Below are 25899 nucleotides of genomic sequence, written 5' to 3'. Positions count from 1 at the left end.
GGGCGGGCCACTCAAAACGCGCGTGGTCCCGGCGACGGATTCCCGAGTAGCGTTCACATGAGGGGACAAGTCGTCCCGCCGAGAACGTGACTCACGGCGGCACGGACGTCAGTTCCGAGGCACAATGCGTCGTTTCCCTCCTGTGGGGACAACTATTTTAAGTTCCGGACGCGCCACGTCGTACCCACGGATGTCAGATATCGGAGGTCCGGAAGAACACAATCACGGTGGGGACCACGACTGGCATCGCCGACTCCTGGCGAACTCACCCGATATAACGACGGTCCTGGACACAGACGGGACGGTGACGTACGTTAGCTCTGCAGTCAAGCAGATACTCGGATACAGTCCCGAAGACCTGACGGGAGATCGCGCTGAGGACTACGTCCATCCTGACGATCGAAGCGACGTTTCCGCGATGTTCGAGGGGCAGTCTGGTGAACCGGGCGACCCCGCGATCGTCCAAGCCCGGGTTCGGCGGGCCGACGCGTCCTGGTGTTGGCTCGAATCGAGGATACAGCGTCATCTACAGGACGACGTGATCGAAGGGTCCCTTGTCACCAGTCGACCGGTCTCGGAGCGCAACGAACGGGAAGCGGAACTGACTACCACGAAAGAGCGTATGACAATGGCACTGGAGGGTGCCAATCTCGGGATCTGGGACTGGGATATGGAGACTGACGAGGTCTCCCGTGACGAGTTACTCACGGACATGCTCGGGTACACCCGGTCGGAAATGGGGGATCGCCTTTCTGACTGGGCGGAACTCGTCCACCCGGACGGGAAGCAACGACACGATGAGGCACTGGCCGAGCACGTCACAGAACGGACTCCGTACTACCAGTGTGAGTACCGCCTGCGAACGAAGTCGGGCGACTGGAAGTGGGTGCGAACGATGGGCAAGGTAGTCCAGCGGGCCGACGACGGGACGCCCTTGCGGGCCGTCGGTATCCATCAGGACATCGACGACAGAAAGCGGGCCGAGTTGACGCTCAGAGAGGAGCGGGAGATGTTCACACAGGGCCCTGCCGTCGTCTTCAAGTGGACCGACATCGAGGGATGGCCGATCGAGTACGTCTCGGAGAACGTCGAGGACGTGTTCGGATACACGCCCGCGAAACTCCAGTCGGGCAACGTTCAGTTCGCCGATCTCGTTCACGAAGCCGACCGTGACCGACTCCGCGAGGAAGTCGCCGGGCAGCGATCCAGAGAGAACGACCGTATCAGTCCCAGTCCCTACCGGATTACGACCGCAAACGGAGACATTCGATGGGTGCTGGAGCATAGCAAGCGACTACAAATCGATGGCCAGGACAGCTACCGACTCGGCTATCTCGTCGATATCACGGAACGCAAACAGCGTGAACGTGAACTCGCGGCGCGCGAACGGAAGTACCGCAACCTCTTCGAGGACACCCGCGACGCGCTCACGGTCTTCGATCGAGACGGCTACATCGACTGCAACGAACGCACCCTCGAATTGTTCGGCATCGAGTCGGTCGAGGCGTTCCTCGAACGAGCGCCCTGGGAGTTAGCTCCACCGACACAGCCCGATGGAACAGGGTCGCGCGAGTCGGCGCTGGAACACATCGAAACGGCCTTCGAAGACGGGGAAGCGTTCTTCGAGTGGACGCATCAGCGGGCCGACGGTACGGAGTTCCCCGCCGAGGTGAAACTCAGCTGGTTCGAGTACGAAGGCGAGCCCGCACTCCATGCACTGGTCCGGGACATCACCGAACGCAAGGACTACGAACAGCGGATCGAAGCCCAGCGCGACAACCTCGACGTACTCAATCGAGTGTTGCGTCACGACATTCGGAACGATCTGCAGTTAGTCACGTCCTACGCCGAACTGATCGCCGAGGAATCCGACGACGAATCGATTCAGGACCACATCGAGACGGTACTGGAAAACGCCGAACATGCGGTCGAACTCACGCGGACGGCCCGAGAGATGGCCGACGTGATGCTCTCGGCGGAAGATGACATTGAGAACATCGACTTGGATAGCGTTCTCACGGACGAACTCAAAGCGGTCCGCGCGGCGTATCCCCACGCTGTGTTCACCGTCGAGTCGAGCATGCCAGCCAAACCTGTCCGGGCCAGCAGTATGCTCTCATCTGTCTTCCGGAACCTCTTGAAGAACGCAGTCCAGCACAATGACAAAGCCGTCCCAGAAGTCACCATCTCGGCGACGACTCGGGAGGAGAGAGTCGTCGTTCGCATTGCGGACAACGGTCCCGGAATCCCGGCCGAACAGCGAGACGCCATCTTCGGCAAGGGTGAGACCGGTCTGGAGAGTTCGGGGACCGGGATCGGGTTGTATCTGGTCGAAACGTTGGTCGATAGCTACGGTGGCTCGGTCCGAGTCGAGGACAACGACCCCGACGGCGCCGTATTCGTCGTAGAGTTACCGACCGTTCGCTGACTCGATGCAAGCCCAGCAAGCGCTCACAAGCCACGCACACTGACATTCTCATTCGTCATCATGACCGTCGTTCAGAGACGGATCGTGGCCAGCGGATCGCGCGTCTGATCGGTCCCTTCTCGCGTCTTGGTAGGCTGTTGATTGGTGGATCTCAACTTCGCGACGCAGGCCGAGATAGATCGTATAGACCATCACCACCATGATCGCCCCAAACGGAAGCCCGGCCGCAATTACTGCCGTCTGGAGCGCGTCTAGTCCATTTCCCACGAGTAACGCCGCAGACGTTCCGCCGATCAGGACCGGCCATAATACCCGCTGTCGCGTGACAGTATCTTGCTTCCCTCCGGCGGCCAGATAGCTCGTCACCAGTGCCCCCGAATCGGCGGATGTGACGATAAAGGTAATCAGATTCGCAGTGACCAGGATACTCGCCGCGAGGGTGAGTGGATAATACGATAGCAACTCGAACAATGCGACGGCTCGTCCGTGTTCCTGGAGCGGATCGAGGATCGCGCCACTGTGGACGTTCAGCTCGACGAAGAGTGCGGACCCGTTGAACGCCGCCATCCAGACGAGCGAGAACAGCGTCGGGACGAGTAACACACCGGCGACGAACTGCCGGATCGTCCGGCCCTTCGAAATCCGCGCGATGAACATCCCCACGAACGGAGCCCAGGCGATCCAAAAGCCCCAGTAGAATATCGTCCATTCGTGTTGCCAGCCGGCATCGGCCCCGGCGAAGGCCTCGGCGTAGAAGCTCAATTCGAGGAAATTCCCCAGATAGGCACCGACCCCGCTGTTGAGCACGTCGAGCAGGTATACGGTCGGCCCGGCGACGAACATGAACGCTAACAGCACACTCATTAGTATCACGTTCACCGTGGACAGCCGTTTGATACCGCCTTCGAGACCAGCCAGGACGGAGAGGGAGGTCGCCCCGATAATCGCGGCAATGATCGCGATTGTGACCCACGTCGCGGTGGGAATCGTGGCCCCGAAGTAGTTCGTGGCTAGAAAGTTCGCTCCCGCATGGATCTGCAGCGCGCCGAGTCCAACAGTCGTCGCCAGCCCGAACACTGTCGCGAGGACTGCCGCAAGGTCGACGACGTGGCCCGGCCACCCGTAAATACGCTCACCCAGCAGCGGGTAAAATACCGACCGAATCGAAAGCGGGAGCCCACGATTGAACGCAAAGAAGGCCAGTCCGAGTCCGACCACGCCGTAAATCGCCCATGGGTGTAACCCCCAGTGAAACATCGACAGCGCGGTCGCCGACTGGGCCGCAGCTGGTGAGCCCGGTGGAACGTCGAAAAACGACCCCCCGCCCGAAAGGAAGTGGTACATTGGTTCGGCGACGCCGAAAAACAGGAGCCCGATCCCCATGCCGGCACTGAACAGCATTGCCAGCCAGGCGAACGTGGAGAACTCGGGTTCGGCGTCGGGGCCACCGAGTCTGATCTCTCCGTACTTGCTCAGCCCGAAGGCGACCAGCGTGGTGATGAAGACGTTGACCGACAGCACGTAAAACCAACCGAAGTTCGCGGTGACAGCGTCGAAGACGGTCTTGTAGGCAGTGGCTGCATCGTCGCCGAACCCGATCGTGAGGGCGACGAAGACCGCGATGAATGCCAAAGAGAAGGGGAACACGACCGGATGAACGTCGATGCCCCATCGACGGACGTTGTCGTCGCCGGGCTCCTTCTCAAGGTCGGCGTGAAATAGTCGCTCCCGGGTCGTCGGCTCGCTCCCTGCTGTCGGCTCTTCGGCCGAATCGCTCACGCGACACCTCGCCCGGTCTGGTTTCGAGCGACTCGCCTCCACTGATGGCCTGGGTAGAAAACGACGGCATGGGCGTGCGAACTCGATTGGAGGGTGTCAGAATGTGCCATTGAACGGCTATCACAGTCTGTCACTAAATAACTCACTCCGGCGCCCTGATAGCGGTGGGGCTGTTTGAGGGCGAAAAGATTGTGACGGCTCAACCGCAGCGAACTGTCGTTCACGATGGAACACTGCGACACGTACCGCCGCAGCCCGTGCCCTGATACGGATGAGGAAACTAACGTGACGTATGCCACGTCGACGCATCGGCCGTGTGGTCTATCTGGCTGCGTTCATCGCCGTCCAACAATTCACCGGGGTCTTCACACAGTACCCCACACTTGAACTGCTCGCGATCGTCGGCGTCGCGTTCGTCGGCCTGGACGCGCTTGTCTGTTCGATCCGCCGCTGGCGGTCGATTGATGGGTCGCTGCTGGGCGGAGACGCGTCGGGTGAGTGATCAGCTGCGATCGTTCTTGTCTTTTGAATATAACTCCCGTAGTCAGCGTTCCAGCCTCCCGATAGAGGTGTTTTAGCAGTCAGTTAAACGGATATATTCAGCAGAGTAATCACTTACAGCGAGTAATCACTCCGCATGGACATAGAGCCGACTACGTTATCCAGGTTCGGGGCGTGGGGGCAGCTCGGTTTTATTGTTTTGGGCGTGGTTTTCTGGATGTTCGGGGTGGCAAACGGCGTGCTCACAGCAGCTATTGGATACTTCATAGTCACGATACTGGGAATCATCGGCATAGCCAGAACAGAGTCAACGATCGGTGGAGCCATCGTGTATCCGTTCATCGTCCCGGGATTCGTTCCACTCTATTATTTTGTCACTCAGTAGGCAGACCGAACGAGCGGGTAGTTCGTTCATCTCGGCGTGGAACAGACGACAGTATCCTGCTGAACGCAACTCCTCAGTCTTGCACGCGGATTATGACGTGGTTGTAGCGCTCTTCAGTCTGCAATGACGAGATGGTGTCGACGTACTGGGCCGTAGCTGCTCGTCTCTCAGTCACCGAGACTCAATGACCAGTCGCCTCAATTGTTCTCTCGCTTGAGATACTGACTCCGCATCTCGTCGACCGCTCACCCTTCACCCGACAATCAGATGTCCTGCGTTCCCCGCGTTACTCGTCGTCGATTGTCTCGGCCTGCGTCGCGGCGTCGTCGGGGTCGTTGACCGGACTCGATGGGTGGTAGTCGGTGTCGTACTCGCCGGGCCGGTCGTCCAGCCGGTCGGGATTGAGCCGCCCACCGAGTAGCATGAAGTCAAGCACGGTACAGTACAGCAGCGACTCGACGACAGGGACCGCACGCGGCGGAAGAACCGGGTCGTGGCGACCGACGACTTGGATCTCCTTGCGTTCGCCCGTTTCCCAGTCGACGGTCTCCTGTTCGGCGGGAATGGACACCGGCGGATGCCAGGTAACCTCGCCGTAGATGGGATCGCCGGTGGTGATCCCACCCTGGATGCCGCCATGGTCGTTGCCGACTGGGGTGAGATCTCCCTCAGAATCAAATTCCCAGTCCTCGTTGTACTCCGTCCCGCGCATCGTCCGGGCGTCCCGGCCGACGCCGTACTCGAAGTCGTTGACAGCCGGAATCGAGTAGATGAGCTGGCCCAGTCGCGAGGGAACGGAGTCAAACCGGGGCGCACCCAACCCTCGCGGAATCCCTCTGCACTCGAAGTAGACCGAGCCACCGATGGAGTCACCCTCTTGCTGGTACTGCTCGGCGACCTCGCGCATCTCCTCGGCGGTCTCAGGGTGGGCACACCGGACGTCGTTCTCTTCGGTGTGTTCGAGCATCTCCTCGAAAGTGACTTCGGGCGCCTTCACATCGCCAATCTGGTTGACGTGGGCCTTGATCTGGACATCGTACTCGCTCTGTGCTAAGACCTGCTTGGCGATGGCACCCGCAGCCACCCAGCTGACGGTTTCCCGCGCCGAGGAGCGCCCGCCGCCGCCCCAGTTGCGCGTGCCGAATTTGGCCGAGTAGGTGAAATCGCCGTGACTGGGACGGGGTGCCGTGACGAACGGTTCGTACTTGCCCGAGCGCGAATCCTTGTTCTGGATGACCATCCCGATCGGTGTGCCCGTCGTGTAGCCGTCCTGCAGGCCGGACTTGATCGAGACGGCATCCGGCTCGTCCCGCGAGGTGGTGATCATCGACTGGCCGGGCTTGCGCCGGTCGAGGTCGTGCTGGATTTCGCCTTCACTCAACTCGACGCCAGCGGGCACGCCCGAGACGGTACATCCCATCGCCTCGCCGTGACTCTCCCCGAAAGTCGTCACCTGAAACAGGCGGCCGAAGCTGTTGCCGTTCATTAGCCCGGTGTGAGGGACGGGCGCATTTAGTTGTTGAGACTGGGTTTCGTCCAGCCAAACCTTATTCCATAACTTGGCCACACAGTGAAAGCTAGCCACCTGATTTGCCGTGTCAACGAGAGCAGTCATCTTGAGCATTTGAGCCGGGTATTCCTCTGATGGTAGTCCTGACATATCTAAATGAATAATGTATGTTATATATCTAATACAATCTATTCCTAAAATAATATACAAATAGGCCTAACGTTGTATTTATAAAATTATATTATGGTTTTAATAATCCATAATTTAAAAAACGTTTTTAATTGTGTGATTTGAGCAAAGAGTACTTGTCTGAGGATACAAATCCTTCACAGTGTGCGACGCAAAGTCCTCCTTATTAGTTTGTGTCTTGTCTTAGCCGGGTGTAGTGGAATTCCCGAGACGACAACGACACAGAGTATGAATCCCCAGGAGACAGATGTATCGACAAATAGTCCCCTTGAACAGCGATTTGATGGAGATGCGAATGCAAATGTCCGAGTTTTCAATCCCACAAACAAGACATGGAACGCCTCATACCGGATTGAGAGGAATAATAAAGTTATAAGGAATATCTCAAATTCTGTTCGCTCAGGAGAAATGTGGAAAGTGACGACTATCGATCAACCAGGGAATTACACGTTTACTATTACGACTGAAAATTGGACAGATTCTACATCAGTTCAGCTTCCACGTGCAGTGGGAGATCGAGAAAGCTACATTGAGATCAAAAAGATAAACAATGAGTTTCATCTTCGAGTTCGATGGGAACAATGATTAACAAAGGATGTACTGATTGATCTACTGTTCTACTCTGAGAAAGAAGATAAGATATGGGTATCTTAACTGAACACTCGGAGATAACATTCCTTATGAAAATCCTAAAAGGTGTGCGCCCCATATCTCGTAGGGGGTTTTAGCTGTACCCCGGCAGACGCGTGAGCGAACCAATAAATTCTTTTACAAATCTCGATACGAATACTCGTCGGGGCCCCAATCGCCTGGTCCCGGTGTGCTTATCAGTCGGCCCGGCCAATCACCTCTCGATGGTCGAACTCCCGGGCGAGGACATCGGGTACGCCGAACTGGCGACGCTGAAACTCCTGGCGCTGGCTGGCGCGGTCGACGGCGACGCCAAGATCACGGGTTCCGGCCTCGCGTCGAAACTCGACGCTTCCACCCAGACCGCCTCGCGTCGCCTCCAGCGTCTGGAGGACACCGACCTGGTCGCCCGGGAGATCGTCAGCGACGGCCAGTGGGTCCGGATCACCGACGACGGCGAACGCCTCCTCCAAGAGGAGTACGCCGAGTACCAGCGGATTTTCGAGCACGGGATCGGCGTCACGCTGTCGGGGTCGGTCGAGAGCGGCATGGGCGAGGGTCGCCACTACGTCTCGTTGTCGGGCTATCACAGCCAGTTCGTCGAAAAACTTGGGTATGAACCCTTCCCCGGGACCTTCAACCTCGATCTGGACGACCGGAGTGCCCGCGCCCGGGCGCGGATGAACGCACTCGATCCGGTCGAGATCGAGGGCTGGGAAGACGGCGACCGGACCTACGGCCCGGCGTACTGCTACCCAATCACCCTCGAAAGCGATACCGCGACCTACGAAGGTGCCCACGTCGTCTCGCCCGAGCGGACCCATTACGACGACGCCGAACTGGAGATCATCGCCCCCGATCAACTCAGGACGGAACTCGGCGTTGCGGACGGCAATGCCGTGACGGTCCACGTTCACGAGCGGTGATGGCTTGAACCAACGTTTTGGATTCCCATTCTGTACGACAACGTTTCACAGTTCTCGGTCCAGTACACCACCGGCTCGCTCCAACAAATTGTTTTATAAGATGGTATTGCAATGTGCCGCCAGAAACGTGGAACCGGTACTCGGCTGCTCAAACGACAAATGAAGACGTCTACACGAGGTCGAAAGCGCTCATCTCGCTGTTCTGGAGCATAAAGGAACCAGAATGAGAGATCTGCCACGATTGCAATAGTGAGATTTCCGAGAATCACCCATCCGGTGAAACCGCTAAATATGAATATTATATTATGTTTCGTACCCCTCATTGCGTCGCAAATCAGTATTGACGGTCCGATGATACGCTGTAGCCACAGTCGAACGGAAGTCCCGTGCTACTCGAACCGTGAACACTCTTAACGGAGGCTCCCTTTCGGGGTAGTATGAGTTTCGACGACATGGACGTCGGGACGATCTGGATGGACGGCGAATTCGTCGACTGGGACGACGCCCAGGTGCACGTCCTCACGCACGGCCTGCACTATGGGACGGGCGTCTTCGAGGGCGTTCGGTGTTACGACACCGAAAACGGCCCGGCGATCTTTCGGTGGGAGGAACACCTCGACCGGTTCTATCAGTCAGCCAAACCCTACGAGATGGAGATCCCCTTCGACCGCGAAGAACTCACCGAGGCGACGATCGAACTGATCGACCGGGAGGACCTGCCCTCGTGTTACATCCGTCCGATTGCCTTCTACGGCTACGACATGCTTGGACTGGATCCCGGCGACGCACCAGTCAAGGTGTCGATCGCGGTCTGGCCGTGGGGGGCCTACCTCGGCGAAGAGGCCTTGGTGGATGGTGTCGACGTGGCGATCTCCTCCTGGCGGAAGTACGCCTCCAGCCAGATCCCGACCAACGCCAAGACCACCGGCACGTACGTCAACAGCGTCCTGGCAAGCCAGGAAGCTGACAGCAACGGCTACACCGAGGCGATCCTCCTCAACAAGGACGGCCAAGTGGCCGAGGGTCCCGGCGAGAACCTCTTTCTCGTGCGTGATGACGAGATTTACACACCAGGCCTCGCGGAGTCGAACCTCGACGGTATCACCCGCCGCACCGTGATCGATCTCGCGGAGGAACTGGGCTATACGGTTCACGACGAGGCGACGATCTCGCGTGGGGAACTCTACACGGCAGACGAACTGTTCTTCTCGGGGACGGCAGCGGAGGTGACGCCGATCAAGAGCGTCGACGACGTCGAGGTCGGTCCCGGCACGAAGGGGCCAGTCACCGACGAGATTCAGGAAACGTTCTTCGACGTCGTGGAGTCGGGCGACCGAGAGGCGTGGTTCACGTACGTGTGAGACAGGGATCGACCCACGACCGATAGTCGCTGTGTGCGCAATTGGATCGACCCACGACCGATAGTCGCTGTGTGCGCAATTGGATCGACCCACGACCGATAGTCGCTGTGTGCGCAATTGGATCGGTCCACACCGGCAGTCGCTGTGACTCAGTTCGTTTCCTCGCCGTTTGCCGTCTCGCCGGCGACATCTTCGACATCGATGTGCATGACGCTCTCCTCGCTCTCGCCGAACCCGGCGCTGAGGATGCGCGTCAGTGCCTCCTCGACGCGCTCGTCGGTCTTGGTATACCGCTCCGGTTTGGCCTCGATGACGAACCCGGTCGTGATGTTCGGCGCCGTCGGAAGGAAGAGAACATCCCGGCCGTCGTCTGTCGACTTCCCGGTCAGAAACGCAGTCATACGCATCCCGTTCCAGGTTTCGAGTTTCACGGGAGCCTGCAGGTCGTCGGTCCCGGTCAATGCGGTCTCGGCCGCCATCTTCGAGGCGTTATAAACGACTCGCAGCCCGGGCAACTGGTTCATCAGGTCGTCGATCGCGTCCTCGAGCAGCCCACCCAGTGCCGTTCGCATCAGATAGCCGACGGCGAACACCAGCAACACGAAGACGACAATGGTCACCGCGACGCGCAACGGTTCCGGTTCGATCGCGATCGGCACGGCCTTCAGACGGTTGTACAACCACAGGAGGACGGAGACCGTGACCAACAGGGGCGCCAGCACGATCAGACCACTCGCGAAGTCGCGCTTCCACGTCGAAGCCATTGACGGCAATCTGTCGCGGGATCGTAATCAGCCTTCCTGTTGGTCCACCCACATCGACTGAAACGGAAAGTCGTAGATATCGACGCCACCAACCGTGGACGTGCGCTACCGCAACGCCCTGCTGTTCGTAAGTCTGGCGGCGATCTGGGGGAGTGCGTTCGTCGCGATCAAGGCCGGACTGGCAGCGTTCCCACCCGTGCTGTTCGCAGCGATCCGCTACGATGTCGCGGGCGTGCTCGTGCTGGGATACGCAGCACTCGTGACCGATCCGTTACCGCGTGATCGACGGGATCTGGCGGCGATCGCTGTCGGGGCGACGCTGCTGATCGCCGGCTACCACGCGCTGCTGTTCGTCGGCGAACGATCGACCACGAGTGCCGTCGCCGCGGTCCTGGTCAGCCTCTCGCCGGTGTTGACGACGGGTGTGGCCCGCGTGGCCCTCCCCGAAGAACGGCTCTCAGTTGTCGGTCTCACGGGTCTCTCACTGGGGTTTCTCGGCGTGATCGTCGTAGCTCGACCTGCCCCCGCGAACTTACTGGCGAAGGACATACTCGGTCCGGTCCTGATCGTCGGTGCGGCGCTGTCTTTTGCCGTCGGCAGCGTGCTTACCCGTCGACTCGACGCCGACCTCTCGATCGAGGCTATGGAGGGGTGGTCGATGGTTGGCGGTGCGATCCTGCTGCACGGACTCAGCCACGCCGTCGGTGAATCAGCGGGTGCGATCGACTGGACCCCGCGGGCGCTCGTCGCACTCGGGTACCTCTCGCTCGTCGCGAGCGCCATCGGCTTTCTGTTGTACTTCGATCTGTTGGATCGACTCGGCCCCGTCGAAATCAATCTCGTCTCTTATGTCGCACCGCTGTTTGCCGCACTCACCGGGTTCTTGCTTCTGGGAGAGCCGCTAGCACCAGCGACAGGGGCCGGCTTTCTGCTCATTGTCCTCGGGTTCGTGGCGATCAAACGCGACGGCATCAGGGCGGCGCTGGATCGTCATTTCCGTCAGCGATGGTAGGCGTGACCGACGTACAGCGCGAAGACGTTGACCGCCAGGAGGGCGAGGAAAGCGATCGCGGTCGTCGGCTCTCCCAGTCCGGAGACGATCAGGGGCAACTGGACGAACGGCAGCGCGATCGCGGTCCAGAAAGCGACGCCCCTGATCGGTTCCAGCAGCGGGCGCCGGGAGCGAGTCGACTGAGCGGACTGTGCGTCAGCGGGCGGTCCAGTTTCGGCGATTGAGGGCGTCGAGCTTGACATTGGGGACACCGTCTGTTACAGCTAATCCATACATCGGACGGACCATATAACCTCCAGAGCCTTCGCTTCGTTTCGACCTGTTTTACTCGTGTCTGACGGACGTCTGGGACGTTTTATAACGGCTCAAAAAGCCCTAATACGTTTTATCGAGTCATTTCAGGCTGCCTCGGAGGACAAGTTGAAAGAACAGAACGAACAGCTCGCCTCCCGGGATTCCCGCGCCCACTCCGATCACGACGAAGAGATAGTCAGTCGAGGGCAATCAGAGACGGAAGTCGCCTGACACAATCGGCCACACGGATGGTCGACAATGGACGCCAGACGATCGGTGCCAGCCTCGGGCAGTTCAAAGCCGATCCGATAGGCAGTTTCGGCGTCGAGGGTCACGTCGAGTTCGCCCTCGAAGAAGCGTTCGGTGACACAGCGGCGCCACTGGAGGTGCCGTGCCAGTGTTTCTCCGTCGTCAGTCAGCGCCGCACCCTTGTAGCGTTCGTGATCGACGAGTCCCTCCGCGCCGAACTTTTCGACCATCTCGGTTACGCTGGCGCGACTCACTTCCAGACGGGTCGCCAAATCGCCCGTTGCGACACGATCACACCCGGCCAACGAACACCGCAAGAGTCCACAGAGGTACTTGCCACCGGTACGGGTGACTGGCTGTTCTTTGAGCGAAACCTCCGCGCAATTCGATTGACGATTGGTCATGGGCTCGATCTCTCATTGTCGATCCGCTCGGGCGGATGCGACGTGGTAGCTAGAGAACACTACGTCGAGCCCGCGAATAACCTTTCGGAGGATGTTCAGTGAGTTGGAACGCAACCGCTCAGACGAGTGCGAGAAGGACACTCGAGACACCCTCGACGACCGTCTCCCAAACTGAGACACCAGCCGTGATCGCAAGGACCGTATCGGCGGCGAAGAAGGTGAAGATCGCCGCACCGGCGAAGTGGGCTTTCCGGAGGTTCACGAGATGAGCGAATCGATGGAAGAAGTAGGCGTTGAGCAGGCTCACGGGGATGATCGCCAGCATCTCGCCGAACCAGATCGCCGACGTGGCGCCGTAGTCGGCCGCCAGGCCGATCGTCACCAGCTGGGTCTTGTCGCCGAACTCGCCGGCAGCCATCATAGCGAATATCGGCACCCATCCGCCCAGGAGAGCGGGGATTCGGTACCCGAAGATCGACACGTCAAGGTCACTCATCGCAGCAACGCCGCCGTCGGTCGTCGCCGTCTCCGCGTTGGGTTTTGGGGCCGACCGGACCATCAGGACGGCAAACAGCAGGAACAGGCCGGCAGTGAACGCATCGAGGTACAGTCCCGGGAGCGCGTTCTTGATCGCCTCACCGAAGATGATCTCGAGGACCGTCCAGCCCGCGAAGGCGCTTCCAGCCGCCGAGACCACCACCAGGGGATGATAGCGCGTCGAGAGCCCGGCGATGATGAACTGGACCTTCTCGCCGGGCAGCACGGCGAGCTGAAAGGCAAAAGCGACAACGAGGATCTCCAGGTATTCACTCACAGTCCGGGCACCTCCTCGGTACCGGCGTCGCTGCGGGCCGCAGCCGAGCGCACGTAGATGCAATCGGCCGTCGTCTCCGGTAACTGTCGGGTATCGCACTCACACTCCAGCACGTAGGTCCCGACAGGCGTGATCTCGGTGATCGTCAGCTCCCGGCCGGGAACGATCCCCTCCGCCTCGAGATACTGGAGGGTCTCTGTATCGCGCTCACGGACGCTGGCGACTACGACTGCCTCGCCCGCTTCGTGGGTCGAGAGGGGTTCGACATCCTCCTCGACGGGTGCCTCCAGGTCAGCACTCGGGATCGGTTCGCCGTGGGGATCGACCGGCGGGTGATCGAGTGCCCGTGCAATCCGTTCCTCGAAGTCCTCGCTGATGTGGTGTTCGAGCCGTTCGGCCTCGTCGTGGACTTCTTCCCACTCGTAGTCGAGATGTTCGACGAGATAGGCCTCCAACAATCGGTGGTGGCGGATCGTCTCCAGGGCGATCGCCCGACCGTGCTCGGTCAACTCGACGCCGCTGTACTTCTCGCGTTCGAGTAAGTCTTCCTCGGCCAACTTCTCCAGCATCCGTGTGGCCGTCGGGGCAGTCACCCCGAGTGCGTCGGCGATCGCCGACGTCCCCACCGGGGGCATCCGTTCGCGCTCAAGTTCGTAGATAACCTTGAGGTAGTCTTCCATGACGGCGGTGTCCATGTTACCCGGGTTTAGATGGGTCTAACTCTTAAGTCCATCGTCTGCAAACAAATAGTTGTAGAAGAGACACCTCACCGCTCGCCAGGGATACCGACGCGGTCGAGGAACGTTTCGGGAGCGAGATCGAACCGCATCGCTGGCTTGCGCGTCAGTGCAACGGGATCGGCGTTGGGGGCGGTCAGATTCCACTCGTGGGCGATCCGCTCGTGGAGGTAGTAGCCGGCGCGCTCGTTGTCGGGTTTGACGTACTTCTCGCTCAGCCGGATCGGGTCACGTTCGAACAACCCGCCCGGTTCACGTCCGTCGACGATGACGACGTACTTGCCGTCGGCGCCGATCCAGTCGTAGTAGAGTTCGCCGTCCGTGGCCCGCCTGGCGTGGGCGTTGTCGGCGTGTTCGGCGAGCAGCCGTCGCTGTTCGTCCCGAGAGAGTCCTTCCGTGGTGAGGACTGACTCGACCGTGAGGTAGCCGATCAGATACCGATGGGGATCGCCGCCATCGGGCGGCGCCAGTCCGGCGTAGAACCCGACGATGTCGCCCGGCTCCAGCGCCTCCAGTAACGGGACGTAACGCTTTCGGCGATCGACGCTGCCGCGGTGTTCGCCGTAGGTTAGCGCCTCGAAGTTGGGATCACGGTGAAGCGGCCAGCCGGCGATCCGCTCGGAATCGGTGATCCAAGAGTCCTCGCGGCCCGGTGCGGACCTGATCTTCGACAGCACGTCAGCGGCGACACCGCCGGCCCGGAGGCCCCAGGACCCGAACGTCTCTGGTTCGTCCGTCTCGGCGGTCTTCTCGGGGATGGGAATGTACTCGAAGGTCCCGTCGTCGTACAGCGGAAGGTTCCGCCCAACGTTGGACTGGTCGGCACCGATGCCGGCGAGGACGACTGTCATCGGGGGAACTACAGCACCGTCCGGGAAAACGATCGCGGCCTCAGAATTCAGTGAGCAGGTCGGCCATTTCGATCGCACTCTCGGCAGCCTCACTGCCTTTGTTGCCCTGCTTGACGCCCGCTCGATCGACGGCCTGCTCGGTCGTGTCGGTGGTGAGGACGCCAAAGGCGATGGGCACGTCAGTGTCGAGGGTTGCCTTGGCGACGCCCTTCGTTGCCTCGTTGGAGACGTACTCGAAGTGGGGAGTCTCCCCGCGGATGACCGCGCCCAGGGCGATCACAGCATCGTAGTCGCCACTCTCGGCCATGCGTTGTGCCGTCAGGGGGATCTCCCAAGAGCCGGGCACGCGGGCCACGTCGATGTCGTCTTCGCTGGCGCCGTGGCGCGTCAGCGTATCCAGGGCGCCATCCAGCAGTTTGCCGGTGATGAGGTCGTTGAAGCGGCTGACCACGATACCGAATTCGCGGCCGCTCGCGTCCAGTTCGCCTTCCAGTTCCGTCACGTCGTAGTCTGTCATTAGTGGAGTCTCCGTCGCGTTAGTCGGTGTTGAACACGTCGAGTTGGTGGCCGAGTTTCTCGGCTTTCGTTTCGAGGTACGATTCGTTCTCCGGGTTGGGTTCGATCTCCAGGGAGTCGGTCTCGACGTCGAAATCGAACCGTTGCAGGGCATCGACCTTCCGGGGGTTGTTCGTCAACAGCCGGACGCGGTCGAGGCCGATGTCCCGAAGCATCTGGGCGGCAGCGTCGAAGCGTCGCTCGTCGGGTTCGAATCCGAGTTCGCGGTTGGCCTCGACGGTGTCGTAGCCCTCCTCTTGAAGCTGGTAGGCTTTCAGTTTGTTCAGCAGACCGATCCCGCGTCCCTCCTGATCGAGGTACAGCAAGACGCCGCCGTCCTCGCTGATTCGGGCCATGGTTTCTTCCAGTTGGAAGCCACAGTCACACTTCAGCGAGTGCAAGGCATCGCCGGTCAGACACTTCGAGTGAATGCGCACGAGGGGGCGGTCCGTTTCGAGATCCACGTCGTCGAGGTTGACCAGGGCGACGTGGGTCTCGCCCATGTAGTCGTATCCATAGAGGTCGAACTCGCCGAACTCCGTCGGGAGACGGGTATCGACCTCACGGGAGACGAGCGTCTCGGTCAGGTAGCGGTATTCCAGCACGTCGGCGACGGTCACGATCGGCATGTCGTGTTCGTCGGCGAATTCCAGCAGGCGATCTTCTCGGGCCATCGTGCCGTCGTCGTCGACGATCTCACAGATGGCACCCGCAGGCCGATAGCCGGCGATCCGCGCCAGGTCGACTGCGGCCTCCGTGTGGCCCTCCCGATCGAGGACGCCGTCAGGCCTGGCCTCCAGTGGGAAGACGTGGCCGGGTTTCTCGAAGTCCGTTGGCGCCGCGTCGGGAGCTGCCAGTTTCCGGATCGTCTCCGCGCGGTCGTACGCGGAGATGCCCGTGCCGGTCGAGACGGCATCGACCGAGACAGTAAAGCGCGTGCTCATTTCCTCGGTGTTCTCGGCAGGCGGGACCATCTGTTCGAGACCGAGCGTGTCGGTCAGTTCGGGGGCCATGGGCGCACACACCAGCCCGCGGCCCTCCGTGAGCATGAAGTTGAGCTGTTCGGCCGTGACTGCCTCGGCCGGGACACAGAGGTCACCCTCGTTCTCTCGGCCCTCTTCGTCGACGAGCAAGACCATTTCGCCGGCCTCGAGGGCCGCGATAGCGTCTTCGACGTCGTCGAACCGCGAGCGATCGCGGTCGGACTCGACGATACTCATCGCGATCCCTCCATGGCCCCTAGCTTCGCCATCATGTCAATACCCTCGTCGTCGGTTCCGACACCACTGCTCGCCAACCGCTCGACGTACCTGGCGATCACGTCCACTTCGAGGTTGACCTCGTCGCCGACCCCTGTCTGCCGGAGCGTCGTCTCATCCTCGGTGAAGTCGGTGATCGAGACGCTGAAGGTCCGGTCGACATCGACGACCGTCAGGCTCACACCATCGACGGCGATCGACCCTTTCGGCGCCAGATACGGGAGGAGTTCCTCGGGCGGACGGATCGAGTAGATCCGTGCTTTCTCCTCGCGCCTGCGGTCCGTGACGACGCCCGTCCCGTCGACGTGGCCGGTCACGAGATGCCCGCCAAGGTCTCCGTTCAACTGCAGAGCGGACTCCAGGTTGACCGGACTGTCCGGCCCGAGTTCCCGCAGCGTCGTCCGCCGATAGGTCTCGGGGGTGACCTCGACGGTGAACGTCTCTGCCGTCCGGTCGGTCTCGACGACCGTCAGACAGGGGCCGCCGACCGCCACGCTGTCGCCCGGTTCGAGGCCCGTCAACTCGTCGCTGTGGATCGTCAACACGAGCGCGTTCGCCCGCCGATCGACCGCCTTGACTGTCCCGACGTCTTGGACTATTCCCGTAAACATCTGTCTGCCCTCCCTGTCCGAGAACCCGCCAGGTCGGGCCGCCCGTCTCCCCGACCGGTCGAACAGTCGACCGTCGGCACCGGTTGGTTTCCGTCTCTTCGCTCCATTCGGACGATCCTTCGTCGCACAAAGGTATAAAATAATTGGAATCGATCTCAGTTGTGAATGCTACCACCACGGCGAGAGCTGGAGATGTCAGTGGACGTGTATCGTCAGCGACGGAACGGGGCGGATTAGCCTCAGCGGTCGAGTTCGCCGTGATGGACTCGTTCGGTCACCAGCGGCGGTCGATACTGCTGAGGCCCTTCCCGCGTTGAAGGCCACGCGTTGTCCTCGCACTTCCGAATTATCTCCACGCTGAGAGTCCCGCTCCGTAGATCACACGATAGGCTCTGGGGCTGGTGCCCCGAGTGGAATGCTCACCCGAACGGCCCGCGATCGCCGCCGAAACCCTCCTCCATGACCGCACATTCGCCGTTCTGGTCGATCAGGACGCGGCCCTGATAGCCGCAACTGCCGTTGTTGTTGTACTGACACCGCGTGCAGCGACATTCGAGATTCTTCGAGCTATTCCCGATGGACATACAGTGCGGTATGTGACCCAGACACTTGGAACCACGCTTGAAAGAACCATCACTCGCCCACGAGCAACGCTTCGAGCAACTGGATCGAGAGACCCTTCTCCAGCGGATCGTTGGCGTTCCCACAGTGCGGTGACTGGACGCAGGCCGGACAGCCGCCGTCGCAGTCACAGTCGGCAACCAGTTCGTGGGTCGTCGCCGCCAGGTCGTCGATGGACTCGTAGCCGGCCTTCGCGATCCCGACCCCACCGGGATAGCCGTCGTAGATGAAGATCGTACTCCGGTCGGTGTGGGGATGATGAGGTGTCGAGAGCCCGCCGATGTCGCGTCGGTCACACAGAAACGAGAGAGGCATCGTGGCGATCATGGCGTGCTCGGCGGCGTGGATCCCGCCGGGGAAATCCCCGGCTTCGCGGAGCTGGGTCTCCAGGTCGGGATCGAGTGCATAGTACAGTGCCCGGGTCCGCAGGCTCGTCTCGGGGACGTCGAGTGACTCCCGACTGATCGCCTCGCCCGAGCGGGCATCGTGGCGCTCGAAGCCCGTGATCTGCTTGCGCATCGTCACGTCCGCAAATCGGACCGGTACGTCCGCCCGACCGTCGAAGGGCTTTTCCCGTAGATCTTCCTCGACGGTGATCGTCTTCTCGTGGCGGACGCGGGTGTACTGGTCGGCGTAGGTACGGTCGAGCGTCGCCACGTCGTGGGCCAGATCGAGGTCCACGACCTCGTATTTCGTTCCCTGGTGGTGATAGATCGCCCCCGGGTGGGCATCACGCAACGCGTCGCCGAAGGGGAGGGACGCAATCACGTCGTTCGAACCGCGCTCGCGTAGCCGGATCTCGCGGTCGTCAGCGCTCCGGAGGCTGGTCTCGTGCTGGGGACTGCCCCCGCCGTCGTAGAGCCATCGCGTCCCGGCGTTGGTCGTCCGGCGTTCGAGATCGCCCCGGGCTTCGAGATCGCTCACGACGTCCGGGAAGGGTCCACCGAAGTGGCGGTCGTCGCCCGGTGACAGCCAGTTCTCCCGGGCGGCTGACCGGACGTGATCCGGGAGGATCTGATCGTTGCCGGGGTTCGTCAGGGCCTGCTCGGGGTCGCGGTCGAACAGCGCTTCCGGGTGGCGGGCAACGTACTGGTCGAGTTGGTCCTCGCCGGTCACCAGCGCGACCAACGCGGGGTCTTCGCCCCGACCCGCCCGGCCCGCTCGCTGGAAGGTCTCCATGCGCGTACCCGGGTATCCATCGAGGACGACGGCGTCGAGGCCCCCGACATCCACCCCGAGTTCGAGGGCGTTCGTGCTCCAGACCCCCCGGATCGACCCATCGTGCAGGCCCGCTTCCAGTTCCCGTCGTCGATCGCTCGTCAGTGCGGCCTGGTAGGCGCCGATCTGCGTCGCGAGTGTGCCCTCGCCGCGTTCACGGAGCTTCTGACTACTCTCGGTCGCGTAGCGTTCAGCTACCTGCCGGGAATCGGTGAAGACGACCGTTTGTAATCCGCGTTGCACCAGATCGACGAACAGCCGCTGGGTCTCGACGTGATGTGAGCGTCGGCGTCCCTGCCCGCCCCCACCACGTTTCTCCGGTGGGTTCCAGACCACCCACTGTCGGGGGCCGGTCGCGCTGTCGTCCTCGCTGAGACGGCGAAACGACGATTCCGGCTGGTTGGTCACTGTCGCGGCGTGTTCGACCGGATTGCCGATCGTCGCCGAACAGCAGACGTACTGCGGGTCGGCGTCAAATCGCTCGGCGAGTCGATTGAGCCGGCGAAGAACGAGCGAGACGTGGCTGCCGAAGACGCCGCGGTAGGCGTGGACCTCGTCGATGACGATCGTCTCCAAACGCTGGAAGAACCACTCCCAGAGTCGGTGGGCGTGGGGCATGATTCCGTAGTGGAGCATGTCCGGCGTCGTCAGCAGGACCGTCGGCTGGCGCTCACGGACGGTCTCTTTCTCTGACTGGGACAACCGACCGGTGTAGCGATCGACAGTCACTCGCGACCCAAAGCCCAGGCCGTGGGCGAGATCCGAGAGCGTCTCGGCCTGATCGTTGATGAGAGCGACCTGCGGGGCGATATACAGCGTCGTCCCAACGTGATCCATCGCCCGCTCGAAGGCCGGGACGGTGTAGGCGAGGCTCTTCCCGCTGGCGGTCGGGGTCGCGAGCACGACGTTCTCGCCGTCACGGACGGCCTCGATCGCCTCGGATTGATGGCAGTAGAAGCGCTCGACACCCTGGCTCTCTAAGGTGTCCGCGAGGCGATCGGGCACGTCGAGGTCGCCGTAGAGCGCTTCACGACCGGGCAACCGTCGCTGTTCGACGATCTGACCCTCGTAATAGGGCCGATCCCGGAGCCAGGCGAGAACGTCGTCCACGCGATCGCTTGTGGGTGCGTGGTCCTAACGATTGTGCTCGGCCACGCTCCTCCTTGAAGACAGCCCGTATCGCTCACCGCGACACTCATTACGCGACTCATCCCCGGCCTGGGGGACGGGACCCTCTCGCTGTTTGGTGATCAAAACCTACTTTTCGGGGCACTACAATGCTAGAGTATGACTCACGAGTCGTTCGATGATCGGGACTGGCTGCAGGACCGACTGACGTCAGTCCTCGAGTTCTACTACCCACGTGGCCTCGACGAGCGGACGGGCGGCTACATCGCTAATCTGGACGAACAGACGGGCGAGATCTACGACGCGGACGCGAAACACCTCGTCGCGAGTAGCCGGTACGTCGTGAACTTCTGCGTCGGCGATCTGGTCGACGGTCCCGAGTGGAGCCGGGCGGCCGCGGCTCGGGGGGTGGACTTCCTGCAGGCGGGCCACCACGACCCGGAGACGGGCGGCTACGACTGGCTGCTCGAAGGGACGGAACCGCTCGACAGCAAGCGGGTGTGTTACGGCCACGCCTTCGTCCTGCTGGCGTACGCTCGCGCCGTCGAAGCGGGTATTCCGGGAGCTACAGACTCCCTCGAAACCGTCTACGACCTGTTGATGGATCACTATTGGGAAGCCGACTACGGGCTGTGTCGGAGTGAGTTCGATCCCGGTTTCGAGACGGCCGAGACGTACCGCGGCCAGAACGCGAACATGCACACCTGCGAGGCGATGCTGGCCGCCTACGAGGCCACCGACGAGGATCGCTTTCTGGATCGCGCCCGCGAGATCGCCCACGCCCTGACGGTGGAGCTGGCGGCCGAACACGACGGCCTGCTGTGGGAACACTACACCGAGGAGTGGGACCACGACATGGCGTACAACCGCGACCAGCCCGAGGACACCTTCCGACCGTGGGGGTATCAGCCGGGCCATCACATCGAGTGGGCAAAGTTACTGGCGGTCCTCGATCGGTACGCCGACACTGACTGGGCGCTCGACCGGGCCACAGAGTTGTTCGAGATCGCCGTCGAACACGGCTGGGACGACGAGTACGGCGGGTTCGTCTACACTTTCGATCCCGACGGCGAGCCGATCGTCGAGGACAAGTACGGGTGGCCCGTCGCCGAGGCGATCGGGGCCGCCGCCGCGCTGTACGAACGAACTGACGACGACACCTATCTCGAGTGGTACGACCGTCTCTGGGCGTACGCACAACAACACCTGACGGCGCCAGGCGGCAACTTCTACACCAAGCTAACCCGGGAGAACGATCCCTGCGAAACGGACGAGAGTCCCGCGGTCGAGCCCGGATACCACCCGATCGGTGCCTGTTTCGAAGCGATCCGATCGTTCGACGACCGACCTGCGGAACGGGTTCAGTGAGTCCCACCACGAGGCGAAGCTCGACAGGTGAGTTTTGATCAGGCCGCCACGGCGGTCTTCGAAGGAATCGAGGGTGACGGTCCGGGACTCGCCGGGTCGCTGGTAGAGAGACTGGTCCGAGAATCCGCCTGCAAATCCGGAGCCGAGATGGCGACACGGACCGGCACGAACCACCACTCTTGACGATGCCGTCTATGAGTTCGATGCCCGTTACTGGAAGCGTCGGGTTCTCTGCGGTGTGGAGATCGCAGCACCGAAACGAGGCGCGCTGGTCACCCGAAGGGGTTGCCGCCCATACCGCCCATGCCGCCGCCACCCATGTCACCCTGGTCCATCTGTTTCATCATCCGCTCCATGTCGGCGTCGCCCATCCCCTGGAACTGTTTGAGGGTCCGTTCCATCATCTTGTGTTGCTCGAGGAGTTCCCGGATCCGGTCTTTGGGCTTGCCCGAGCCACGGGCGATGCGTTCGGTCCGGCTGCGACCGATCTGTCGGGGGTTCTCGAGTTCGTTCTCGGTCATCGAGTCCATGATGACCTCGAAGTCCCGCATTCGTTCCTCGGTGACGTCCATGGCGTCGTCGGGCAACTGATCCATCATGCCGCCGCCCAGCCCGGGGATCATGTCCATCACCTGATCGAGAGGACCCATCTTGTTCATCGCCTCCATCTGCTTGCGCATGTCTTTGAGGGTGAACTCCCCCTTCATCAGGTCCTCTGGTTCCCAGTCGTCTTCCTCCTGGGTCTCCTCCATCGCGCGTTCGACGCGTTCGGTGAGTTGCTGGAGGTCGCCCATGCCGAGCAACCGGGAGATAAAGCCCGATGGCTCGAAGCGTTCGACGTCCTTGACGGTCTCGCCCGTCCCGAGGAACGCGATGGTCGAGTCGGTCTCGTTGACGGCCACCAGTGCGCCGCCACCTTTGGCCGTCCCGTCGAGTTTGGTGATCACGACGCCATTGATCCCGACGGCGCCCTCGAAACGCCGGGCCTGTTCTTTGGCTTCTTGGCCGATCGCCGCGTCCAGTACCAGCAGATTCCGATCCGGGTCGACGACCGACTCGATCTCCTCCAGTTCGTCGATGAGATCGTCTTCGAGGGCGTGGCGACCGGCAGTGTCGACGATCCTGACGTCGGCGTCTTCGGTGGCTTCCAGGCCATCACGGGCGATCTGGACCGCGTCGTCGCTGTCCGGGTCGCCGTAGAAGTCGACTTCGGCGCGTTCGGCCATCTGCTCGGCCTGCTCGTAGGCACCGGGTCGCCAGGTGTCGGTCTGAATGACTGCCGGGCGTAGACCCTTCTTCGAAAACCACCAGGCGATCTTCGCCGCAGTGGTGGTCTTCCCGGCCCCCTGCAGCCCCGCCAGCACGATCGTCTGGGGTTCGAGCGGGATCTCAGTCGAATCGCCGACGAGTTCGACCAGTTCCTCGTAGACGATGCGTAGCACCCAGTCCCGGGCGGAGGTTCCCGAGGGCGGTTCCTCCTCTACGGCCCGGGACTCGATGTTGTCCGACAGTTCCATCACGAGGTCGACGTCGGCGTCGGCCTGGAGCAGCGAGCGCTGGATCTCCTTGACGACCGCCTGGACGTCTTCCTCGCTGATGCGGGATTTCCCCCGGAGGCCGTCGAGGGCCCCCCGCAGGGAGGATCCCAGATCGTCGAGTACCATTTGACCGCGGCTACGCTGTGGCGGCGGTAAAGGCTTTCCGTCGGGGGCTGACTCGAACGATTCGCCATCTCACACAGCTTTCATCCCGTCTCACGCCGACCGGTTCCGACCAGTCAGGGGAACGACCACGTCGGCGTCGTCGCCGATCACGCCACCCTCGACCAACCGGTCGAGTCCCGCGAGTGCCGTCGCGCTCGTCGGATCGAGATCCAGCCCCTCGCCGAGCAATCGATCGTGAGCGCGCTCGGTTTCCGCCGCCGTGACGGCCACCGCGTCGCCGTCGGTCGCGTCAGTGGCTTCCAGAATCCCCGTTTGCCGTACTGGATCGGCGATCTGAATGCCATCGGCAACGTCGTTTCGTAGGGCGTCCCGGTCGTTCCCGCGAGCGGCGGCGATCGGCGCGACGCCGCTGGCCTGCACGCCGCACAACCGCGGCACGTCGTCGATCCAGCCCGCCCGGTGGAGACGCTCGAACCCGCGGTAGGCACCCAGAAATAGCGTCCCGTGGCCCAGCGGCGTCACCACGGCGTCGGGTGCCTGCCAGCCACGCTGTGCAGCGACCTCCAAGGCGAACGTCGCCGTGCCCGACAGAAACAGGGGTTCCCAGGCGTGACTGGCGTAGTACCCCTCACTGTCTTCGACCGCGTCGATACACGCTTCGGTCACATCCTCACGCGTGCCCTCGATTCGCCGCAGATCCGCTCCAGTCCGCTCGATCGCCCGGAGCTTGCCCGGCTTGGCATCGTCAGGGACGAATATCTCGGCGTCGATACCGGCCCTGGCGGCGTAGGTTGCGATCGCCAGTCCGGCATTTCCCGAGGAATCTTCGAGGACTCGATCAGCGCCGCGTTCGAGGGCGTGAGAGACGACGACCGCCGCCCCGCGGTCCTTGAAACTCCCCGTCGGAAACAGGTGTTCGAGTTTGTACTGGAGGCCGTCGACTGCCCCCTCGATCAGCGGCGTCCACCCCTCGCCAAGTGTGACCCGCGGCTCGACGGGCAGGAAGTCCCCACAGGCCCAGAGGCCGTTCTCGCGGTCGAGAGCGGGCGGTTCTGCGGGCAGTGTGGGACGGTCTCGCAAGTCAAGCGGGTGGCCACAGTCACACCGCCATGGACCGTCGACCGGGTACGTCCGTCCGCAGTCAGCACAGACGCGTTCCATATCCCTGGTTCGGCGGCCAGACTCACGGATCTATCGCTCGTGAGTCAGTCGGCCGGGGTTTCGTGGCCTGCGGCGGGCTCGAACTCCGGATCGAGCCGACGGCGGAGAGCCGGTAGCAGTGACGCGTCGAGTGAATACCGACCGGCCCCGATCACCAGCAGTGCCGAGAGGAGCCCGAACAGCGTGATGTGAGCGAGTACCGGATCGTCGGGCAGCCCGAACAGCGTCGTCGTCAACATAAGAAAGCCAACCGCAGCACTCCCACGGGTGAACAGCCCAAGCAGGAATGCAACGCCGACGCCGGCTTCGACCAGGCCGGCACCGAACACCCACAGTTCCGGCGCCACTGGGACCACTGCCGTGAGGTTGTACTTCTCGACGACAGCCAGCCCGCCTGCCGGGTTGAGCCACTTCTGGGTGACGCCGAGATACAGGAAGTTCACTCCGACGAACAGCCGGAGGAGGGGTGCGACCGGCAATCGGTCGATGCCCGCCTTCGAGAACAGTTCGGCCGGCGTCGCCAGGCTGCGTGCGCGACTGGCGAGTGTGCCCTGGGTGACCACCAGGCGCCGGAGGAGCATGTCCGCACTCGGCTGGCCAGCCCCGACGATCATGATGCCCAGGAAGCCAGCGACGTACTCACTGGCCAGCAAGAGTGTGCTGTCAGTGGCCAGGAGACCGAGATAGACGACCAGCCCGACCGTCGCAACCACTCGCGTCGCCAGCCCGAACAGTAACAGAAAGCCGATGCCGACCTGCAGGAGCCGTGCCTCGACCGGGAGACTCGGCGTGAACAGGTAGCCGGCGAAACCGGCACCCACCAGCGGAAGCCCCACCGTCAGTCGCAACATCCAGGGCAGGTACGGCCGATAGGACTGCAACGTTCGGCTGGCGACAGCGAAGTCCGGGATCGAGCCCGCAAACCGGAGATAGCCCACTGCAAGTACGAGCACACCGATTGCACCGGCACCCAGCAGCGCGACACTCGCCGGGTCAGTGAACACAGCAGTGAAAAGCTCGGCCACGCTACCGGTGCTTTCCTCGTCAGTGACGTACTTGACGTGAGCGCTTGCCGACCCAGTGAAAATCACCGAAGCGAGAGCAGCCAGCAGGAAGGTCCCAAACGGGCGTTTTGAAGGTGTTCGCATAGGACTGATATGGCTGCAACGAACAATACGGTTGGCTTCCCGGAAGGACATGTCGTGGCCGAAACGAGCAATGAGTACTCGATGACACCTTTCGCCCCGATGTTCTGACACTAAAGCGACAATACAGTCCGGCAAGCTCGATCAGCCGATCGCACGCCCCGTGACGAACGTGAGGATCGCGGCGAGGATACCCGGTGTGAAACCCGTAGCTGGCGATCGGATCTGTGGGCAATCACGACGTACAGAGAGTCCTCGCGGCCCCGCTGTGATGTGAACTGACGGCGCTTGGCGGCCTCAAGTTCCGGGGACATGTGAAAGTTAATAATTATTTG

Annotated in this window: 24 protein-coding genes; 8 read left to right on the top strand and 16 right to left on the bottom strand. The window is 61.8% G+C overall.

Annotated elements, in window-relative coordinates:
* Positions 1–190: 190 nt before the first annotated feature.
* Positions 191–2428, top strand: coding sequence for a PAS domain S-box protein (locus BN2694_RS16725; RefSeq protein ID WP_167880079.1), 2238 nt, complete (start codon positions 191–193; stop codon positions 2426–2428).
* 48 nt (positions 2429–2476) lie between these two features.
* On the opposite strand, the gene BN2694_RS16720 is transcribed toward BN2694_RS16725, so the two are convergent.
* On the bottom strand, positions 2477–4207 hold the full coding sequence (locus tag BN2694_RS16720; RefSeq protein WP_135667700.1) for a BCCT family transporter: 1731 nt from the start codon (positions 4205–4207) through the stop codon (positions 2477–2479).
* Positions 4208–4499: 292 nt separating this feature from the next.
* Between BN2694_RS16720 and BN2694_RS16715 the strand changes: the two genes are divergently transcribed.
* Positions 4500–4709, top strand: coding sequence for a hypothetical protein (locus BN2694_RS16715; RefSeq protein ID WP_135667698.1), 210 nt, complete (start codon positions 4500–4502; stop codon positions 4707–4709).
* 135 nt (positions 4710–4844) lie between these two features.
* The gene (locus tag BN2694_RS16710) at positions 4845–5093 is read left to right on the top strand and encodes a hypothetical protein (protein WP_135667696.1); all 249 of its coding nucleotides are present in this window, start codon (positions 4845–4847) and stop codon (positions 5091–5093) included.
* 286 nt (positions 5094–5379) lie between these two features.
* Here the strand turns inward: BN2694_RS16710 and aroC are convergent, their stop codons facing one another.
* Complete coding sequence (gene aroC / locus BN2694_RS16705; RefSeq protein WP_135667694.1) at positions 5380–6579, bottom strand: chorismate synthase; 1200 nt, start codon at positions 6577–6579, stop codon at positions 5380–5382.
* 1067 nt (positions 6580–7646) lie between these two features.
* Between aroC and BN2694_RS16700 the strand changes: the two genes are divergently transcribed.
* Together BN2694_RS16700 and BN2694_RS16695 are read left to right on the top strand one after the other, a co-directional pair.
* Positions 7647–8348 (top strand): DUF120 domain-containing protein, encoded by a 702-nt coding sequence (locus BN2694_RS16700; RefSeq protein ID WP_135667692.1) that lies wholly within the window; start codon positions 7647–7649, stop codon positions 8346–8348.
* A gap of 437 nt (positions 8349–8785) precedes the next feature.
* On the top strand, positions 8786–9709 hold the full coding sequence (locus tag BN2694_RS16695) for a branched-chain amino acid transaminase (protein WP_135667690.1): 924 nt from the start codon (positions 8786–8788) through the stop codon (positions 9707–9709).
* A gap of 149 nt (positions 9710–9858) precedes the next feature.
* Here the strand turns inward: BN2694_RS16695 and BN2694_RS16690 are convergent, their stop codons facing one another.
* Positions 9859–10473 (bottom strand): DUF502 domain-containing protein, encoded by a 615-nt coding sequence (locus tag BN2694_RS16690; protein WP_135667688.1) that lies wholly within the window; start codon positions 10471–10473, stop codon positions 9859–9861.
* Positions 10474–10573: 100 nt separating this feature from the next.
* Here BN2694_RS16690 and BN2694_RS16685 point away from each other — a divergent pair, with 100 nt between their 5' ends.
* Positions 10574–11485 (top strand): DMT family transporter, encoded by a 912-nt coding sequence (locus BN2694_RS16685; RefSeq protein ID WP_135667786.1) that lies wholly within the window; start codon positions 10574–10576, stop codon positions 11483–11485.
* Here the strand turns inward: BN2694_RS16685 and BN2694_RS16680 are convergent.
* The 10 genes from BN2694_RS16680 to BN2694_RS16640 form a co-directional block, all read right to left on the bottom strand.
* On the bottom strand, positions 11473–11727 hold the full coding sequence (locus BN2694_RS16680; RefSeq protein WP_135667686.1) for a hypothetical protein: 255 nt from the start codon (positions 11725–11727) through the stop codon (positions 11473–11475). The genes BN2694_RS16685 and BN2694_RS16680 overlap by 13 nt on opposite strands.
* A 231-nt stretch (positions 11728–11958) precedes the next feature.
* Positions 11959–12432 carry a metal-dependent transcriptional regulator gene (locus tag BN2694_RS16675; protein ID WP_135667684.1) on the bottom strand — a complete coding sequence of 158 codons (474 nt, stop codon included), beginning with the start codon at positions 12430–12432 and terminating at the stop codon, positions 11959–11961.
* A gap of 118 nt (positions 12433–12550) precedes the next feature.
* On the bottom strand, positions 12551–13246 hold the full coding sequence (locus BN2694_RS16670; RefSeq protein WP_135667682.1) for a TMEM165/GDT1 family protein: 696 nt from the start codon (positions 13244–13246) through the stop codon (positions 12551–12553).
* Positions 13243–13941, bottom strand: a complete 699-nt coding sequence (locus tag BN2694_RS16665; protein WP_135667680.1) for a metal-dependent transcriptional regulator — start codon at positions 13939–13941, stop codon at positions 13243–13245. The genes BN2694_RS16670 and BN2694_RS16665 overlap by 4 nt, the downstream gene beginning before the upstream one ends.
* A gap of 71 nt (positions 13942–14012) precedes the next feature.
* Positions 14013–14834: an Nmad3 family putative nucleotide modification protein gene (locus BN2694_RS16660; protein ID WP_135667678.1), complete on the bottom strand. Its 822-nt coding sequence runs from the start codon at positions 14832–14834 to the stop codon at positions 14013–14015.
* A 40-nt stretch (positions 14835–14874) separates the two neighbouring features.
* Positions 14875–15351 (bottom strand): 6,7-dimethyl-8-ribityllumazine synthase, encoded by a 477-nt coding sequence (ribH, locus tag BN2694_RS16655; protein WP_210409010.1) that lies wholly within the window; start codon positions 15349–15351, stop codon positions 14875–14877.
* A 19-nt stretch (positions 15352–15370) separates the two neighbouring features.
* Positions 15371–16609, bottom strand: coding sequence for a 3,4-dihydroxy-2-butanone-4-phosphate synthase (gene ribB, locus BN2694_RS16650; RefSeq protein ID WP_135667676.1), 1239 nt, complete (start codon positions 16607–16609; stop codon positions 15371–15373).
* Positions 16606–17259, bottom strand: coding sequence for a riboflavin synthase (locus tag BN2694_RS16645; protein WP_135667674.1), 654 nt, complete (start codon positions 17257–17259; stop codon positions 16606–16608). Before BN2694_RS16645 ends, ribB begins: the two co-directional genes overlap by 4 nt.
* Positions 17260–17678: 419 nt before the next feature.
* Positions 17679–17843, bottom strand: a complete 165-nt coding sequence (locus BN2694_RS17305; protein ID WP_167880078.1) for a hypothetical protein — start codon at positions 17841–17843, stop codon at positions 17679–17681.
* Positions 17844–17892: 49 nt separating this feature from the next.
* A complete protein-coding gene (locus BN2694_RS16640) occupies positions 17893–20208 on the bottom strand; it encodes a DEAD/DEAH box helicase (RefSeq protein WP_135667673.1) in 2316 nt (771 codons plus the stop codon).
* Positions 20209–20385: 177 nt separating this feature from the next.
* Here BN2694_RS16640 and BN2694_RS16635 point away from each other — a divergent pair, with 177 nt between their 5' ends.
* Together BN2694_RS16635 and BN2694_RS17300 are read left to right on the top strand one after the other, a co-directional pair.
* A complete protein-coding gene (locus BN2694_RS16635; RefSeq protein WP_135667671.1) occupies positions 20386–21594 on the top strand; it encodes an AGE family epimerase/isomerase in 1209 nt (402 codons plus the stop codon).
* Between the two features lie 27 nt (positions 21595–21621).
* Positions 21622–21777, top strand: a complete 156-nt coding sequence (locus BN2694_RS17300) for a hypothetical protein (protein ID WP_167880077.1) — start codon at positions 21622–21624, stop codon at positions 21775–21777.
* Between the two features lie 89 nt (positions 21778–21866).
* On the opposite strand, the gene BN2694_RS16630 is transcribed toward BN2694_RS17300, so the two are convergent.
* The 3 genes from BN2694_RS16630 to BN2694_RS16620 all read right to left on the bottom strand — a co-directional run bounded on the left by BN2694_RS16630 (position 21867) and on the right by BN2694_RS16620 (position 25567).
* On the bottom strand, positions 21867–23258 hold the full coding sequence (locus BN2694_RS16630) for a signal recognition particle protein Srp54 (protein WP_135667668.1): 1392 nt from the start codon (positions 23256–23258) through the stop codon (positions 21867–21869).
* A 90-nt stretch (positions 23259–23348) separates the two neighbouring features.
* A complete protein-coding gene (locus BN2694_RS16625; protein WP_135667666.1) occupies positions 23349–24419 on the bottom strand; it encodes a threonine synthase in 1071 nt (356 codons plus the stop codon).
* 44 nt (positions 24420–24463) lie between these two features.
* Positions 24464–25567: a DoxX family protein gene (locus tag BN2694_RS16620; protein ID WP_167880076.1), complete on the bottom strand. Its 1104-nt coding sequence runs from the start codon at positions 25565–25567 to the stop codon at positions 24464–24466.
* Positions 25568–25899 lie beyond the last annotated feature (332 nt).

It is taken from the genome of Halorhabdus rudnickae (assembly GCF_900880625.1).
Lineage (GTDB): Archaea > Halobacteriota > Halobacteria > Halobacteriales > Haloarculaceae > Halorhabdus > Halorhabdus rudnickae.
This window is presented reverse-complemented; position numbering and strand designations above follow the sequence as displayed.